Here is a 16,033-nt window from a genome sequence, read left to right as displayed (position 1 = left end):
TTCGAATAGGCTCGCACCGTATCCTCCCTGCTCAGCCCGCAGAGTGAATCACAAACGCAGCCCAATGGGAATCCTCACGATTCAAGACGGGCGAGTCAGACTCTAACTCGCAAGCCGGTTCGGCGGCATTATTTTACGCAATCCGCACGATCGCACGAAATATTGCTAACGAATCTCGTCAAGCGCCGGTTCAGCTAAATCGAAAAGCTGCCGACGCGTCGCCTCGCGCTCTGCCAAAACAAAAAAATTCCCGCTGGCATGACGGATAAAGATTTCGTCTCTGCCTAGGGACCCTCAATACGGCGATTCGAGCCCGTTCAAGATCATTTCGGCAAATACCTTGCCGATCTCATCTGCCGACGCGCCACGATCTGGCTTGTACCAGCGGTGCGACCAGTTGAGCATTCCGAGGATCCCGTACGCGACGATCCGCGGCAAGCCGACACGGCGAAAGCTATTATCGGCATAGCCTTGCTCGACGATGTTAATCACCGATTGTTCAATATTGCGATTGAGCTGCCGCATATGCTCAGACCAAGTCGAGCGGGTATCGCTTACATGGGCCAGATCCTCGCGGATATAGATGTACAGGAGCGGATAATTGGAGCCATAGGAATTCATCAGCGCGGTGATCAACTCGCGCAGTTTCCGCGCCGGACTGATCGGACTGTCTGCAATGCGGCGCGCCACTTCGTCATTGATTTCCAGAACCGTGCGGACGATCTCGTCGAACATCTGCTCCTTCGACGAGAAATAATAATACAGCGTCGCGCGGTCGACGCCGAGTTCTGCCGCGACCGCGCTGACACTCGCAGCGCTGTAACCGAGCCGGTGGAAGACGCGGATCGCTGCCTCGGAGATTTCTTGGCGGCGATTCTGATAGGATTCGCGCGGCTCCTTGCCCGCGGCGGATCGTCGTTTGGCGATCAATGATGGTTGCTTTGCCACTCTCATACCCTTCGATGCGGGCTGTAAGACTAACGGCTCGCCTCGCGCTTGGCGAGGGTGCGCTGCCTCACGCTCTTGGCGCGCCTGCCACATAGAGCACTTGCCCCGTCACGAAACCGGACCGTTCATCGGTGAAGAACGCAACCGCCTGCGCGATGTCGTCGGGTACGCCGGGACGTCCGACATAGATTCCCGTCATCATGTCGGTCACCATATCCTCGAAAGGCATGTTCATGCGCGCGGCAACTGCACGCGTCATGTCGGTGACGACGAAGCCGGGGGCGACCGCATTTACGGTGATGCCGTGCCGGCCGAGTTCGATCGCCAGTGTTCGCGTGATGCCCTGAACCCCGGCCTTGGCGGCCGAATAGTTCGACTCGCCGATCACGCCAAGCGCAGCGGTGCTCGACAAATTGACGATACGTCCCCAACGCGCGGAGCGCATATGCGGCTGAACGGCGCGACACATCAGGAAGACCGAGCGCAGGTTGACCGCCATTACGACCTCCCAATCGTCCAGCGTCATCTTCGCGAGCGTCCGATCTCGGAGGATGCCGGCATTGTTGACGAGGACGGTCGGTGCGCCGAGTTCCTCTGCCACGCGCGCGACCCCAGCGACGACCGCGTCTTCGTTCGATACGTCCACGGCGAGCGCCAGCGCGCGGCGTCCCGCTGTCTCGATGCGCTCCACCGTCTCGGCGCAAGCGTCGGCATCGAGATCGAACACCGCGACGTGGTGGCCATCTGCGGCGAGCCGGGTGGCGATCGCTGCGCCGATGCCCCGCGCGCCACCGGTGACGATCGCGACCTTATGGTTCGGGGCGGTGAAGATCGTCGTCATGGCAACTCCAAAATATGCGCCGCTTGTTCGCTCAGCAGGAATTTGCGCGCCCGGCCGGATGCGGTGGTCGGGATTGCCGCAGCGTCCACCAGCAGTACATGCCGCGGCACCTTATAGCGCGCGAGGCGGTCGGCAATAAGCTGCTGAAGCTCAGATGGGTCGAGCGTCACGCCCGGCCGGGCGACTACAAAAGCGACGCCTACCTCGCCCATCCGTTCGTCGGGGATTGGCACGACATGCGCCTGCAGTACGTCGGCATGGGTGGCCAGTAGATCCTCGATCTCGGTTGGCAGGACCTGTTCGCCGCCGCAGCGATACGATTCCTTGATCCTCCCCAGCAGTGTAATATAGCCATCGTCGTCGATACGACCGAGATCGCCGGTGTGGAACCAGCCTTCAGTATCAAAGGCTGCGACAGTGGCCTCAGGCTTATTGTAATAGCCACGCGTTACACCCTCTCCCTTGGCGACGAGTTCACCGGTCTCGCCATTGGCCAGAACCGCCCCCGTTCCGGAATCTACAACGCGGTAGGTTACCAGCCGACCATCTTTCTGTGGATCGCCGGCGACCCCAACATCGCGTTGGCGACCGTTGGTGGTCAGCAACCGCGCGACTGGATCGTCGGGCCGCGTGACCGTGGTCGATGCGGTGGTCTCGGTCATGCCGTAGCCGGTCGTGATCTCCTTAACGCCCAGCGTCTCGCGGATACCCTGCCACATGCGGTCGGGCGCGCGTCCGCCCGATGCCAGCACCGATTGCCAGCACGACAGATCATACGTAGCCACCCCTGCGGCATCGAGCACCGCTAGCGTCATTGCCGGTATCAACAATGCATCGGTGGCGTGATGGCGTGCAATTGCCTCTAACGTGGCAGTGGCGTCGAAGCGCAACTGCGGAACAATCGCGCCACCGACGAACGGCACAGCCAACAATCCCTCTACATAGCCAAACACATGATACATCGGCAGCGAGAACAAGATGCGGCGGCCATCCTCGAATGCGCGTGCATAGGCGCTGCCATAGGCAGTACGCATGAGCATGTCGTGCGTCAGCAACACGCCCTTTGGCGGTCCGGTGGTGCCCGACGTATAAATGATGTCGCAAACGGCGTGCGGATCGACTGCGATCTCCGCCCAAACATCAGCGGCCTCGAGCGACGAAAGCGTTCGTGCGACGCTACGATCCGGGCCTTCGCCGGTCGGCAGCACCGCGACATGGCGCAGGTTCGGCAAACTATTGCCGCAACCCGTCGCCTCCCATCCGGGAGCGATCTGGTCGAGCATCTCAAGATAATCGACCCCACGAAACCGATCCATCGTGACGAGCAGCACCGAGTCCGACTGCTCAAGCAGGTAGCGGAGCTCGTCGCGGCGGTTGAGTATGTTGATCGGCACAGAGACCGCGCCGATCCGCGACACCGCATATTTGATCGCGACGAAGCCGGGATAGTTAGCCAGTACCAACGCGACCTTCTCGCCAGGTGACACTCCGAGCGCGACCAGCCCTGCCGCGAGCTGCTTCGACCAGGCGGCCATTTCCGCATAGGTCCAGCTCCGGTCGTCGGTGATCACGAAGGGGCGATCCGGCGTCGCTTCGGCCGCATCGTCGAGTACCGCGTGCAACGTTCGGGGCTCCCAGATGGACATCGCGGCTCGCAACGCCTGCTGCCGATCGGCGACCGATCCCATCATAGTCTGCGCACCTCACCATTGTCGGTTCGGTACGGCGCTAAGCCGTCCGGCCGGACGTTAATTTTTGGCCGACCGGAGCCGACGACGGCAATCTAATCCGGCGCAAACGCGATCGTCAATGCAGGCGTGGAAGATTTGTCAGGTTTCCGCCAGCGGACCGTCACAGTCACGCTATGGGCGCATTCCACACAGGCGTTGACGAAAATCCTGAAATGAGAGATTACCGCCGCACAGGAGAGAATTATGACGACGTTTGTTGACGCAGTGGTGGTCGGTGCCGGGTTCGGCGGATTGCGCACGCTGCATACGCTACGCTCGCAGGGATTCTCGGTCGCCGTCCTCGAAGCGGGCGACGATATTGGCGGGGTATGGCAGTTCAATCAATATCCCGGTGCGCGCTGCGATGTCGAAAGCTATGACTATTCCTATCGCTTCTCGCCCGAACTTGAACAGGAATGGCGCTGGAGCGAACGCTACGCGACCCAACCCGAGGTCCTGCGTTACATCAACCACGTCGCCGACCGATTCGACCTGCGCCGCAACATTGAACTCCGAACGCGCATGGAACGCGCGACGTTCGACGAGGCGACTGCGCGCTGGATCATCGAAGCAAACGATGGCCGACGTTGGAATGCCGGAAAACTGATCCTCGCAGTGGGGCAATTGTCGACGCCCAAGGATACGCGTTATCCCGGTCAGGATACTTTCACCGGGCGAGTGATCTCCAGCGCACGCTGGCCGAAGGACAAGGTCGATTTCGTCGGCAAGCGCGTAGCGATCATCGGCACGGGATCGTCTGGTGTGCAAATGACCCCGGTGATCGCCAAGGTTGCCGCCCATCTTACCATTTTCCAGCGCACCGCCAATTATTCGATCCCCGCGGCCAATGCACCGGTCACCGACGCGGAAGACCGTGCGGTGAAGCGGGACTATCCGGCGCGGCGCGAGGCGGCGCGCAATTCGCCGAGCGGCCTCGGCTTCGTGCCAGACAACCGCGCGGCAACCGACGTGCCGGAGGCGGAGCGTAACGCGGCGTACGAGACGGCGTGGAACCGACTGGGCTTCGGCTTTGCCCTGACGTTTAAGGATATCCTGCTTGACCAAAAATCGAACGACACCGCCTCCGCGTTCATCCGCGGGAAGATCGCGCAACAAGTCAACGATCCCGAACTGCGCGCCAAACTGATCCCCGGCGACTTCCCTTTCGGAACACGGCGCCCGTCGGTCGACAGCGGGTATTTCACGGCATTCAACCGGCCGAACGTATCGCTCGTCGACATCAGCGAAGCTCCGATCAAGAGTTTTACCAAGCAAGGCATCCGGACCGCCGATGCTGAATACCCGTTCGATATCGTCATCTACGCAACCGGGTTCGACGCGTTCACCGGATCGCTGTTGAAGCCTCAGATCGTCGGTCGCGGCGGGTGCACCCTGCGGGAAAAATGGTCGGCCGGGCCGGTCAGCTTTCTCGGGATCGGGGTACACGGCTTCCCCAACATGTTCGTGATCGTCGGACCGGGCAGCCCGTCGTTGCTGAGCAACGTGGTGCTGTCGATCGAGGAACAGGTCGACTGGCTCGCCGCTCTGTTCGACCATTGCCGCCGTGCTGGGATAAATGAGGTCGAGGCGACCGAAGTGGCGGAACGAGACTGGGTCTTGCATGTGAACAAACGGGCGCAAGAAACGCTCTATCTGAAGACGCCATCCTACTATCTGGGCGCCGAAATGCCGGGCAAGCCGCGAGTCTTCATGCCGTATTCCGGAGGCGTCCGCGGCTATCGCCGAATCCTGCAGAAGACCGCTGCCAAAGGTTATGATGGCCTGACGCTGCGCACGGTCGGGCAACATGCCAAGTCCTGACCAGGCCCCCGATGCGGCATTCGACGCCCTGCTGGCCGACCCACGCATGGCGTTGCGTCGGCCACCGCCACACGTATCGCTAGCCGAGCTGCGCCGGGCCGCAAACGCGTTCCAGGCACGCGCTCCCCGGCCAGTGGTCGCATCGGCGGTCGATCACGTCGTGCCCGGACCGAGCGCATCGATCCCGGTGCGCCTCTATCGCCCGACGCTCGACCGAACGGCCGCGATCCTGTTTTGCCACGGCGGTGGTTTCCTGCTGGGCAACTTAGAAACGCATGACGCGATGTGTCGGACACTCGCCAACGCGAGCGGCCGGACGGTCGTCGCGATCGACTATCGGTTGGCACCTGAACACCCGTTTCCAGCCGCGCTTAACGACGCCCAGACTGTGCTTGAATGGCTCCGGCGCGAGGCACGGACGCTCGACCTCGATTCCGGTCATATCGCCGTTGCTGGCGACAGTGCGGGCGGCCATATTGCGCTCGGCCTCGCTCTCCACTGCCGGGACGTGGACACCCCGCTCGACCATATCGGCTTGATCTACCCGTTGCTCGATCCCAGTGGCGACAGCGCTTCGATGGCGGAGTTCGCGCAAGGGTATATGCTGACCGCCTCGTTTCTGGAATGGGCATGGGAGGCTTATCGCGGCGACGGCCCAACGGGAGCATGGTTCGATCTCACACACGGCGACTTGCACGGTCTGCCGGCGACGACCATCGTTACCGCTCAGTTCGACCCGCTACGCGACGAAGGCGAGGCACTTGCCCGGCGGCTGGCGCACGCCAGCGTAGATGTCGCGTCACGTCGTTACCCGGGAATGATCCATGGTTTTGCCGGTCTACCCCAACTGACCCCGGTCGCAGACGAGGCGATCGAGTTCATCTCTACCCGGATGAGCGCGTCGCCAATCAGCGCCACACTAACCGGATCGCACCTTCAAGGCGAATAACGCCAGCGTTAGCGTCCGACCGACAATAAACCGCAGAACCAATCATACATCTTGGCGCGTGGTCCCGGACCACGATTGATGCGGGACCTCTGTCTCAAGGATATTATACGGGATCTTGTGCAGTTATTAATCAAAATACTTCGTATCGGCAGCGTAACAGGCACAAATCTTTCTACGTGGTCAGAGCATTTAGATTAATGGGCATTGATTTTGGCTCGGTCTTCATAAATGAAGGTCTTTGCGCTAACTGTTCTACCATCGTGGTTAGACACGGGTATCGCGCACGCCAAATTAGCACATCGATCGGCGCACACATACCGTCTAAGACGACAAATTCCCAAGCCAAAAGGCTTGTTGCAACCGCAATATGCCCTTGATGAATTGCGATCGTTTCATACGCCAACGGCATAGCCGACAATCGCTCAAGCTCGATTAGGCCGCCTCTGATCTTTTGCGTCTGACGCGCGATATAATGCGGGCTCGGCTGATTACGATGCATCTCGAAAATAAGGCTTTGCGCGATTTCCATCAACCGCTCACCCAATGCCTTCATATTCAAAGCGGCTATTTTTTCGGCGCGTGCATCAGGAAGAAGCGCCGGGGAAGGAAAAGAGATCTCCAACCAGTCGAGAATGTGACTGGAATCGCAGATACTAACGTCATTCGGCGTTATCAGGATCGGCAATTGCCGCAAAGGGCTAAAATCACCTGTTTTACTATGGTCGGACCAAGGCTCATCATAGATTACTTCAAACGCCATGCCCTTTTCGATAAGTGCTATTGCGATTTTACGACCATAAGGGCTTGGGCGCGCGTTGACGAGGCGATACGGTTGTGAATCCGGCCTCACAGGAGGGTGTAACCGCCATCGACGGCGGTGAGCGTGCCTGTGATGAACGATGCCTCATCGCTGGCAAGAAACAACGCAAGGTTGGCAATTTCATCCGGGGTCCCGATCCGCCCCATCAGTGTCGCATCGATGGCAGCTTTGAGATAATCGGCTGGCATGCCGCGAGTCATCCCAGTGTCTATTGCCCCCGGAAGAATGCCATTAACTCGAATATTCTGGCTGGCATATTCGGCGGCGGTTTGACGTGTTAAAACTGAAACGCCACCCTTTGACGCGGAGTAGGCTGGCAGTTGCGGGAAAGCAACCAACGCGGCCATAGAGGATGTGTTAACGATCGCTCCTTTTCCTGCCGTTTTCAACATCAACGGAATTGCATGCTTCATGCCAAGAAACACGCCTTTCAGATTCACTGCCATTACCCGGTCCCAGTCATCTTCCTCATAGTCTGCGGTGAGCGCCAACGGACCTTGGATACCCGCATTATTGCAAAGGATGTCAAGCCGTCCGAAATGATCAATCGCCGCGCTCAGCATCATAATTACATCGACGCTGCGCGATACGTCCGCTTTAATGCCGACGCATGACGTGCCGATCGCGGCTGCCACATCGTCCTGCGCGCCGGTGATATCGACCGCGACGACTTTTGCGCCTTCGGCGCAGAAACGTTTGGCCATCGCCAAGCCCATGCCAGATCCGGCACCAGTGATAACCGCAACCTTGCCTTGCAAGCGTCCACTCATTTTGATTCTCCGATCGTCAAAAGTTGAAGCGCGCTTCAATGAGGAAAGTCCGGCGATCACCCGGTACAACAGTATTTAGACTAAAGATATTTGCGAACCCAACACCGCCCGTGTAATATACTTTATCAAAGACGTTTTTCGCTACTACTGACAGCGACCAGTTATTATCGATATCGCCTATACCGGCGCGCAGATTTGCGAGTGCATATCCAGGTATTTTTGCCCCCGGAGTAAGACTTTTGGCGGTTGAACTGAAATATGTAAATGTCTGAGCATATATATCACCGCGCAGATTAGCTTTTAAATGATCTGAAACCGGTGCTTTGATGTTTGCATAAATTGCACCTGCAAATTCAGGGGTGTCAGGGTAGGTGTCGAACCTGGCCTGTGGATTATCGACGACGTTAACGATATTGCTAGTGAATCGCGCATTCGTGTAGTTGGCGCTTCCGCCAATCGTCAGCCACGATACAGGGTCGATCGATCCGTCAACTTCGATGCCGGTTATCTGAGCGCGAGGCACATTGACAGTGATCGCCGCAAGGTTGCCGAAGATCTGGGCATAGAAGGCGCGCTGAACGTCGATGACCCACATATTGTACGCGGCAAAATTGAACCGGACGGGAAGGTTGCCGACAAACCCACGATATTTTGCGCCCAGTTCAACATCGGTTGCAGTTTCCGGGCGATACGCTCCGCCAGAGGCATTACCGAAACCGGCGGTTGGCGGTGCAAAATAGTTGAAACCCCCGCTTCGAAAACTGCGTCGCGCCTTTGCGTATAACAGCAGTTCATTGGTGACCTGGTCTTCAAGGCCCACGGTCCAGCTAAACTTCTTGAAGGTTGCACGCTGATTGAAATCATAGGCCGGAAGCGGTGCGGTGACGTAAGTGTCGTCGCTCGCGCGCACGAACTGGGTCTTTTCGATGCTGTAGCGGCCACCGGCTGTTAATTTCAACCCAGCCAAACCAACATCGTACGTCCCTTGCGCGTAGACGGCGTAGGTATCGTTGGTAAACTTACCATTATTGATCTGGTTTATCGGAGGCGAGACTGGCGCCAAGTCGAAAATCACGCTGGTTGATCGCGTATTGTCGGTCTCGTGGCTGTAATAGCCGCCGGCCACGTAATCCAAGCGGCCGCTAATGGTACCAAGGACCTGCAACTCTTCTGAAAACTGTTCGATGACGCCGGCGCGTCCATCTGGGCCATTCGCGTCGCCGCCGTAAGGCGTCCCGTCGAATTCGCCCGCACCGCTGAATTTTGCGCGGACATAGCCCAAGACGTTTTTGATCGTCGCTGCCGGACTAATTTTCAACGCGGTGACGTTCGAAACGATCACCTTTGTCTGGCGGTAATAATTGGGTGAGTCGACATCGACAATATAAGGGCCGCGAGCCTTTTGCTTCGCCGCGAACGGAATCAACCCATCGGGGTCAACTTTCGGATGTGCAGCGAGATAAGCCGCCCAGGTACCAGGACCGAAAGCCGAGTCGACCGCGGGCGAGAATAAAAAGTTAAAGGGCACGAACGCTGCAGCACCCAACGGCAGGACATTGTACACCACGCTGCTGAGGCTGTTGCCGTCGCTGTGACCGTAATCGACCACCAAATCGTTGCTGAGCCCACTGGTTGGTTTCAGAGTCAGGCTGATACGGACGTTCTCACGACGGATTTCCCCAAGACGTTCGTCGCGGTAGAGGTTGCGCTGGAAGCCGTCGCGGCGTTGAATTTGGCCAGCAACTCTCAACAGTGCGACGTCGCCGATCAGCGGCACGTCAATTGCGCCTTCCAATTGCCTCGCGCTAAAATTTCCCACTCGCGCCAATATATATCCGCCGAACTCTTTGGCGGGCTTTTGGCTGGTGTATAAGACGGCTCCGCCGGTGGAGTTTCGCCCGAACAAGGTGCCCTGGGGACCTTTCAGAACTTGGACGGACGAAAGGTCGTACAGCGCAGTGCCACCGACACCCCCAACCTGAACCTCGTTGAAATAGGGCAGCACTGATGGCCGCGAACTCGAGAACGGATCAACCGACTGGCCACGCAACGAGAAGTTAAGCTGATTCTCGTTCTGACCCGTTTTCACGGTCAGGCCAGGAACCGCCGACTGCAGATCGGTTTCGGTTGTGATCGCACGCTCGATCAACGTTTCCGCCGATACGACGCTGACAGCAACCGCCGTCCGCTCGAGCGTCTCCGCCCGCCGCTGCGCCGTGACGATGATATCCATATCCGAATCGTTTACGCTTGTCGCCGGGCTTGCGGCGGGATTGGCAGTAGCGGGTGTAGCTGGGGTGACGGGGGGGGAGATGGTTGGCGGCACTTGCTGCATCGATGCGTGTGCGTTTCCGCTTACCATTAACGCAGCCAGAGCCACCGTCGACGTCGTGTATATCCGTCTGGACATCTCGTCCCCCCTTTGCAGACCATTATGATTATTCAGGAAATGATTGAGGCATTCTGCGCGGCTAGATGAACCGCGCGCTTCGCCTTCGCCGCGACACTCATTAAAGTTGGCGACCAATCGAGCCCGTTATCGGCTTTCAAGGTCACCCGCTCTGCGCCGCATATCGCCTGGACCCGCCGCGTCGCCTCCTGTTGGAAGAAACCGATCATGTGGCAGAATGGCGACGTAAGCCTTAGATCAATGGTGACGTCGCCGTTGGCGGCGATGATCACATCGCGCACCAGACCCATTTCATCCAATCCTAGCGGCGTGCCAGCCGCCATGCTGCACGGATCCTTGATCGCGTCCAGTTCGGCAAGAATTCGGCTGCGAAGATCAGGCATAAACTGTCTCGCCCCGCGCCGAACTGAGAGTGGAGAACGGCTCGGCCGGGCCTTCCCCGTTGCGATCGAATTCATCGCCAACGATGCCCTGCTTCAATGCCTCAACGTCGAGGCCGTGAAGGCGGCAAAAGTTGTTGGCAAAGATATTCGCCTTATTCTCTGTAGTGATCTGCTTAATCGGCTTGAAAAGGCCGGCACCATTAAGAAGATCGTCTGGAAATTCAAAAGCGGCGAATGCCTCGAGCGCTGGTTGATTGTGCACCAATGTTCCGCCTGATCCCCAGAACATTCGGTCCAACATATCCGTTCCGCCGACGCGGCACAGACCCAAGAGCACTTCGGCAAATGCTCGTGGCCGACGTTCGACCAAGATATTCTGGATTTCCATGTTAATGGATATGTTGCCAAACCTGGCAAGCAGCCATGCTGTCTCTTCCATGAAGGCGAGGCCGCCATGGACGATCTCGAAGTTCAGGTCGGGGAAGTCGTTTGCTGCGTTCTCGATGTCGCGTGGATTATACGCATCGCCCACTGCGAACGGACCGATCGGTACGGCCTTGTGCACCGCAACGGTGGTAAGACCGAGTTGCTGCGCCTTTTCGTATAGCGGGTAGATCAGCTTAGGATCATCCATCCGCCAACTCACCGGGCCTTTGCCGTCCCAGCTTGTCGGATAGAGCTTCAGCCCAAGTGGCTTCAGCACTTCGACCTGCTCAGCCATCGAACGCTCGGCATCCTTGCCCTTCAATGGATCGACGCACGCATAGGCACCGATAAAGCGCGACGGATACCGATCAAGGGCCTCCACCGCCTTTGGCACCGAACAGTATCCATCTTTGAAAGATGCGATCGCAAGCGGATGCATTACCGCGACGTCGGTATCGCTTTCGCGAAAGATAAAGTTGGCGACGTCGGGCACTTGCCAATCAATCAGATACTGTTCCCGCGTGAACGCGTATTTCGGGTTTGGCGGATCGGCTGCCAAGTGCCACGCCAGTTCGACCATAGCCTGCCCCAGTACTGGATCTTCCCAATTTGTGGGAAGGTGGTTGTACGCGTGCGTAACCGCGTCGAGAACGAAGTAATCGTTTATCACTGTGCCAAAACCTTTCAGACAAATTACAAAAACGTCGGGGTTGTTAAGTATAACGGAGTCAAAAAACTTGGCGAGCTACTGCGCAAATTGCGTTTGTAGCGAGAGTGACTGGGCCAAAGTACAGCGGAGATAAGCGTCGGCCGCAGTTGCGGCACGATCACGTAATGCGATCATGGTTCATCCTCTCTGTCAGGCTGCCGTACATTTTCCGGTCTGTGGCCTGTAATATGGATGGGCTTCAAGAAAACCGGAGTCAATACACTCGTTGAAAAATAATCCACGGATGCGTTGATTTTAGTTGAGGGTCTTTTTCGTAAGCACGCCGCAATTTCGGACATTTCATCGGGTCGCATCGCTCAGGCGGCCTTAGGGGCAATTGGTAGCGGTAGCGGTAGCGGATGCTCGATCGGAAGGGCGACAAAGGCGGCCACGCCCGCGATCTGCATGTAGCGGTTCGAGCGCTGGCACCCGTCGCCTTCGTCGAAGCGTGCGGCGCTGATCAGCGGGGTAATCTCGTCTGTTGAGGAAGATGATGGCGACGCCTGCGCGGCGCTCAGCTCTTTGGCCGACCGCTCAAGCCAGTTGGTGGCCTGCAACTTGACGGCGCGTTGCCCGCCGAAGCTGGGCGTCGTCGCGATGCCAGCGCGGGATTGCTGCTTAGCGCGAACGCGGATCTCGGGCGTTGCAGACGCAAGCACGAGGAGGTTCTCAGTCCCACTCGGATCACTTTCAGTTCTATCCACGAGCACATTGAGAACCTCGGCACCGAGATCGGCATGGCGCGCGCGAGCCAGGCTATCTTTGATGCGTCCACCGAGTGGGCGCACCCGTCATCGACAAGCGCCTCCGCCGTTGAATCCATCCTAAGCCATTTGCTGCGAACCACTCTCATGCTCAAAGCGATCCGCTGCTCGGCACCCCCGTCTGAACTGCGCAATTCGTCAACGCCTACATTGACAAACATCAACGTGTGGGTCAGTTGTCTACTCGCGCCTGCCGAAATTGAGGTGTGACGCGAGGATGGAAACAGGAGGCTTGCAATGCGCACGGTACAGCGAGCTCCAGACAGCAAGTCGATGCTGGCGAAAGACGAGCCTTCCAACAGTTTCACGTTCCGCGTGAAATCCATTTTTTGCGCCGAATAAGGATGGCGGGCCGCGGATTTTGCTGCGCGCTCTCTGGCCCGTTGACACAAGCACTCGCATCGCGCCGCCCAAGGGTCGCTGGGCGGTGTCGGTGAGCGACGACTACCTCATAAAAAAATATCTACTCGACGCAGCGCGCCGCTCGCTCGCCGTAGGCGTTCTAGTAACCGTCAGCGAACAGTGTCGGGTCATGGCTTGCGGCGATCGAGTCGCGGTAAATCTTTTAAGGAAATTTTGATGGACCTGAAAGATCTGTTGGTCACCCGCGACACGCCGGTTGGCTACGAACTGCAACCGCTCAAAAAAAAGGCGGCGATCCAGCTGATGGGATCGCGCCTGTGGGGACGGTTTAATCCAAACCACTGGGATACGGTTTATGCCGGCGCAACGGGCCTGAAGGCACCGATCCAGACCGGCGAGATGTCTTCCGCCTACATCTCAGAAATGTGCGTCAATCATTTCGGCGAGGCGATGTTCACCGGCGCACGCATAGTCTGCAAGTATATCGCCTCAACGCTCGCAAACGAAGTCATCACGACACACGGCGTGGTCCGCGAAAAAATCCCAAAGGGCGACGGCTTTCGGTTCATTGTCGATATCTGGACGGACAACGAGGATGGCGAGAAAAAGACGGTTGGTTTTGTCGAAGTCGACGTCGACGTAATGGGAGCGCACGCATGAGCACAGATCAGCTACGCCCGATGTCACCCGTCCAGATTGCGCAGACGCGGGACTTTATCGACGGACTCGAGGCTGGTGCCGCAACCTATTGGGACATGGTCAAAATTGGCGACGAGCTGTCACGTGAGCTGACGATCAGTGCCGAACTGGTGATTCTGTACGCGGACGGCGTCGAGGACTTCAATCCGTGGTACGAAGGCTGGCGGATGAACAGCTGGAAGATCCCAGGCCAGTCCCCGTTCGGCGGCGCGATCGTGCCGCCGTTGTTGGTATCGCATTTCGTGCTGTCGGTGCAATTCGATCACACGAGGCCGTTCGCGATCGGATCGATCCACACCAATCACGACTCCGAGATACTGGCGCCGATCCCCATCGGCGCGACGGTGCGGATTACAACTCGTGCGACCGACAAGTACGTGAAGCGCGAGCGCCGCTATGTACGTCATTCGGTGACGGTCGAGGATGTTGGGAACGGCACGCTCTATTTCCGCGAGACGCGGGATATCCTGTCGCTATGAGTCCGGGCGCTCTGACCATGGTAGCGGACGGGCTGCTCGAACTGCACGGGGAACAGCCGCGGTTGATCGGTACGCGGTGTACGGCCTGCGGTTCGTTGTACTACCCGCAGGCGCTGAGCTGCCGGAACCCCGGGTGCCGCGAAAAAACTATCCAACGCGCGATGCTACCCACGCATGGGGTGCTCATTAGCTACACCGTGCAGCGTTACCAGCCGCCAGCGCTCTTTCGAATCGACGATTGGAAGCCTTACGCGATCGGGCTGGTCGACATCGGCGACGGGCTTGAGGTGATGGGCATGCTCTCCGGCTTTGCGCTCGACGCTATCGCGATCGGGTCGCGTGTACGACTGGTCGTAGAGCCACTCTATATCGACGCCGCGCGCGGTCCTGTCCTGACCTACAAATTCGCGCCGGAGACCGAGACATGACGCAGTCCGTTTACGTTCTCGGTGCAGGGGCACATCCGTGGGGCAAGTGGCCGGACAAGCCGCAATTGCAGCTGGCGCTCGAGGCGATCGATCTGGCACTGGCAGATGCGGGGCTTTGCTGGCCCGACGTGCAGGGTCTTGTGGCGGCAAGTTCGCGGTTCGAGGGCGGCATGGGCTGGGGGCTCCATGCTAACCAGATCGTCCAGGCGGTGGCCGAGCAAGGTATCCCCTGCGTCAACGTTGGCGGCTCCTGCGCAGCCGGGGCGATCGCGTTCCACACCGCATACGCTATGATCGGCAGCGGCGAGCACGAGGTGGTGTGCGTGATCGGTGCCGAGCGGATGCCCAAGGGTTTCATCCCGCGCCCGCCCGGTAGCCAAGATGATATCACTGACAGCGATTATCTGCGCTGGGTGGCAATGGGCGCGACCAATCCCGCGTATTGGGCAATCGAGGCCCGGCGTCGGATGCACGATTTCGGTACCAGCGAGGAGACGCTCGCGCGTGCCGCTGTGCTGATGCGCCGCAACGCCGCCGGCAATCGTCTCGCGCGGTTCCGCAAGGAAACAACCGTCGCCGAAGTGCTCGCCTCACCTATGGTTTCCGATCCGCTACACCTGCTCCAGATCTGCCCGGTTAGCGACGGAGCCGCCGCGATCATCCTCGGCAGCGAGGCATGGATGAAGCGGAGCGGGCGCTCGCCTGTGACGGTCGCGGGATGCGCGATCGCGACGGGTAGTTTCGGCGATCCTGGTCGTCGCATCCCGACGATTGCTTCGACCGTGCGTTCCAACGTGGCGCATACGAGCGAGGTAGGCAACGCGGTAGCGCGTGCCTGCGCGATGGCGGGAATCGGCCCTGGCGATGTCGATGTGCTCGAAATGGCGGACAATAGCGCATGGCATATTCTCGCCTGGCCCGAGCAGTTTGGCTTCTACGAGGCGGGCAAGGGTGACTGGATGCTCGAACGCGGCGAACTCGACATCGATGGATCGCTACCGATCAACCCGAGCGGTGGGTTCCTGTCGTTCGGCGAAGCGACTACCGCGCAGGCCGTGCTCCAAATCTGCGAACTGACATGGCAGTTGCGCGGGCAGGCCGAGGGGCATCAGGTGCCTGACGCGCGCATCGGCATGTCTGCGGTACTCGGGCTTGGCGCGAACGGCGGCTCGGTAATCCTGAAGGCGTAAGAGCCAGATTCAAAAGTCTTTTAGGCTTAGCAACATCTTGCGGTACGTCGCGTAAATATGCCGACCAACGCAATGATATGGAGAGAGAATTCAGTTTTCCAGTCATTTGCGAAGCGTCGGGATCTCCCGAATCATGCGAATGCGCGTTCGACAATCCAGGGCCGTAGGAGGATCTGGAGGCACTTTGCGGTATTGAATCGGCTTTGTTGCAAAACTGACGTTGGGGATTCACGTAGGGAATCGAGTGGGATAGATGGGCGTGATGCCCAAACCTGCCGCACCTGTGTATCGCACGACGAACTG

The 16,033-nt window shown here is 58.6% G+C and carries 15 protein-coding genes and 1 pseudogene; 7 read left to right on the top strand and 9 right to left on the bottom strand.

The genetic code is table 11. The features are described 5' to 3' along the window. Positions 1–294: 294 nt before the first annotated feature. The 3 genes from IEV62_RS17495 to IEV62_RS17485 form a co-directional block, all read right to left on the bottom strand. A complete protein-coding gene (locus tag IEV62_RS17495; RefSeq protein ID WP_229733360.1) occupies positions 295–948 on the bottom strand; it encodes a TetR/AcrR family transcriptional regulator in 654 nt (217 codons plus the stop codon). Positions 949–1,015: 67 nt separating this feature from the next. Then, positions 1,016–1,789, bottom strand: coding sequence for an SDR family oxidoreductase (locus tag IEV62_RS17490; protein ID WP_188449795.1), 774 nt, complete (start codon positions 1,787–1,789; stop codon positions 1,016–1,018). Beyond that, entirely contained in the window at positions 1,786–3,480 is a 1,695-nt protein-coding gene (locus IEV62_RS17485) for a class I adenylate-forming enzyme family protein (protein WP_229733358.1), read from the bottom strand. Before IEV62_RS17485 ends, IEV62_RS17490 begins: the two co-directional genes overlap by 4 nt. 243 nt (positions 3,481–3,723) lie before the next feature. Between IEV62_RS17485 and IEV62_RS17480 the strand changes: the two genes are divergently transcribed. Further along, entirely contained in the window at positions 3,724–5,340 is a 1,617-nt protein-coding gene (locus IEV62_RS17480; protein WP_188449793.1) for a flavin-containing monooxygenase, read from the top strand. Continuing rightward, positions 5,327–6,289: an alpha/beta hydrolase gene (locus IEV62_RS17475; RefSeq protein ID WP_188449791.1), complete on the top strand. Its 963-nt coding sequence runs from the start codon at positions 5,327–5,329 to the stop codon at positions 6,287–6,289. Before IEV62_RS17480 ends, IEV62_RS17475 begins: the two co-directional genes overlap by 14 nt. A 172-nt stretch (positions 6,290–6,461) precedes the next feature. Here the strand turns inward: IEV62_RS17475 and IEV62_RS17470 are convergent, their stop codons facing one another. The 6 genes from IEV62_RS17470 to IEV62_RS17445 form a co-directional block, all read right to left on the bottom strand. Further along, entirely contained in the window at positions 6,462–7,139 is a 678-nt protein-coding gene (locus tag IEV62_RS17470) for a glutathione S-transferase N-terminal domain-containing protein (RefSeq protein ID WP_188449789.1), read from the bottom strand. After that, positions 7,136–7,879 carry an SDR family NAD(P)-dependent oxidoreductase gene (locus IEV62_RS17465; RefSeq protein ID WP_188449787.1) on the bottom strand — a complete coding sequence of 248 codons (744 nt, stop codon included), beginning with the start codon at positions 7,877–7,879 and terminating at the stop codon, positions 7,136–7,138. The genes IEV62_RS17470 and IEV62_RS17465 overlap by 4 nt, the downstream gene beginning before the upstream one ends. Before the next feature lie 16 nt (positions 7,880–7,895). Next, positions 7,896–10,112: a TonB-dependent receptor gene (locus tag IEV62_RS17460; protein ID WP_188449785.1), complete on the bottom strand. Its 2,217-nt coding sequence runs from the start codon at positions 10,110–10,112 to the stop codon at positions 7,896–7,898. Between the two features lie 209 nt (positions 10,113–10,321). After that, complete coding sequence (locus IEV62_RS17455) at positions 10,322–10,672, bottom strand: metal-sulfur cluster assembly factor (RefSeq protein WP_188449783.1); 351 nt, start codon at positions 10,670–10,672, stop codon at positions 10,322–10,324. Beyond that, positions 10,665–11,678, bottom strand: coding sequence for an amidohydrolase family protein (locus IEV62_RS17450; RefSeq protein ID WP_188449781.1), 1,014 nt, complete (start codon positions 11,676–11,678; stop codon positions 10,665–10,667). Before IEV62_RS17450 ends, IEV62_RS17455 begins: the two co-directional genes overlap by 8 nt. 446 nt (positions 11,679–12,124) lie before the next feature. Further along, the gene (locus IEV62_RS17445) at positions 12,125–12,595 is read right to left on the bottom strand and encodes a hypothetical protein (RefSeq protein WP_188449779.1); all 471 of its coding nucleotides are present in this window, start codon (positions 12,593–12,595) and stop codon (positions 12,125–12,127) included. A 555-nt stretch (positions 12,596–13,150) separates the two neighbouring features. Between IEV62_RS17445 and IEV62_RS17440 the strand changes: the two genes are divergently transcribed. From IEV62_RS17440 to IEV62_RS17425, 5 genes and pseudogenes are all read left to right on the top strand, one after another. Continuing rightward, positions 13,151–13,594 (top strand): MaoC family dehydratase, encoded by a 444-nt coding sequence (locus tag IEV62_RS17440; RefSeq protein WP_188449777.1) that lies wholly within the window; start codon positions 13,151–13,153, stop codon positions 13,592–13,594. Further along, positions 13,591–14,112, top strand: coding sequence for a MaoC family dehydratase (locus IEV62_RS17435; protein WP_188449775.1), 522 nt, complete (start codon positions 13,591–13,593; stop codon positions 14,110–14,112). Before IEV62_RS17440 ends, IEV62_RS17435 begins: the two co-directional genes overlap by 4 nt. Then, positions 14,109–14,243 (top strand): annotated as a pseudogene (locus tag IEV62_RS18455) (zinc ribbon domain-containing protein); the annotation flags it as partial. The gene IEV62_RS17435 and the pseudogene IEV62_RS18455, both read left to right, overlap by 4 nt. A gap of 30 nt (positions 14,244–14,273) precedes the next feature. Further along, positions 14,274–14,540 carry a Zn-ribbon domain-containing OB-fold protein gene (locus IEV62_RS18305; protein ID WP_229733356.1) on the top strand — a complete coding sequence of 89 codons (267 nt, stop codon included), beginning with the start codon at positions 14,274–14,276 and terminating at the stop codon, positions 14,538–14,540. Further along, positions 14,537–15,730, top strand: coding sequence for a lipid-transfer protein (locus IEV62_RS17425; RefSeq protein ID WP_188449770.1), 1,194 nt, complete (start codon positions 14,537–14,539; stop codon positions 15,728–15,730). The genes IEV62_RS18305 and IEV62_RS17425 overlap by 4 nt, the downstream gene beginning before the upstream one ends. The last annotated feature ends 303 nt before the right edge of the window (positions 15,731–16,033 follow it).

The sequence above is a fragment of the Sphingomonas psychrolutea genome (genome assembly GCF_014636175.1).
Taxonomy (GTDB): Bacteria; Pseudomonadota; Alphaproteobacteria; order Sphingomonadales; family Sphingomonadaceae; genus Sphingomonas; species Sphingomonas psychrolutea.
This window is presented reverse-complemented; position numbering and strand designations above follow the sequence as displayed.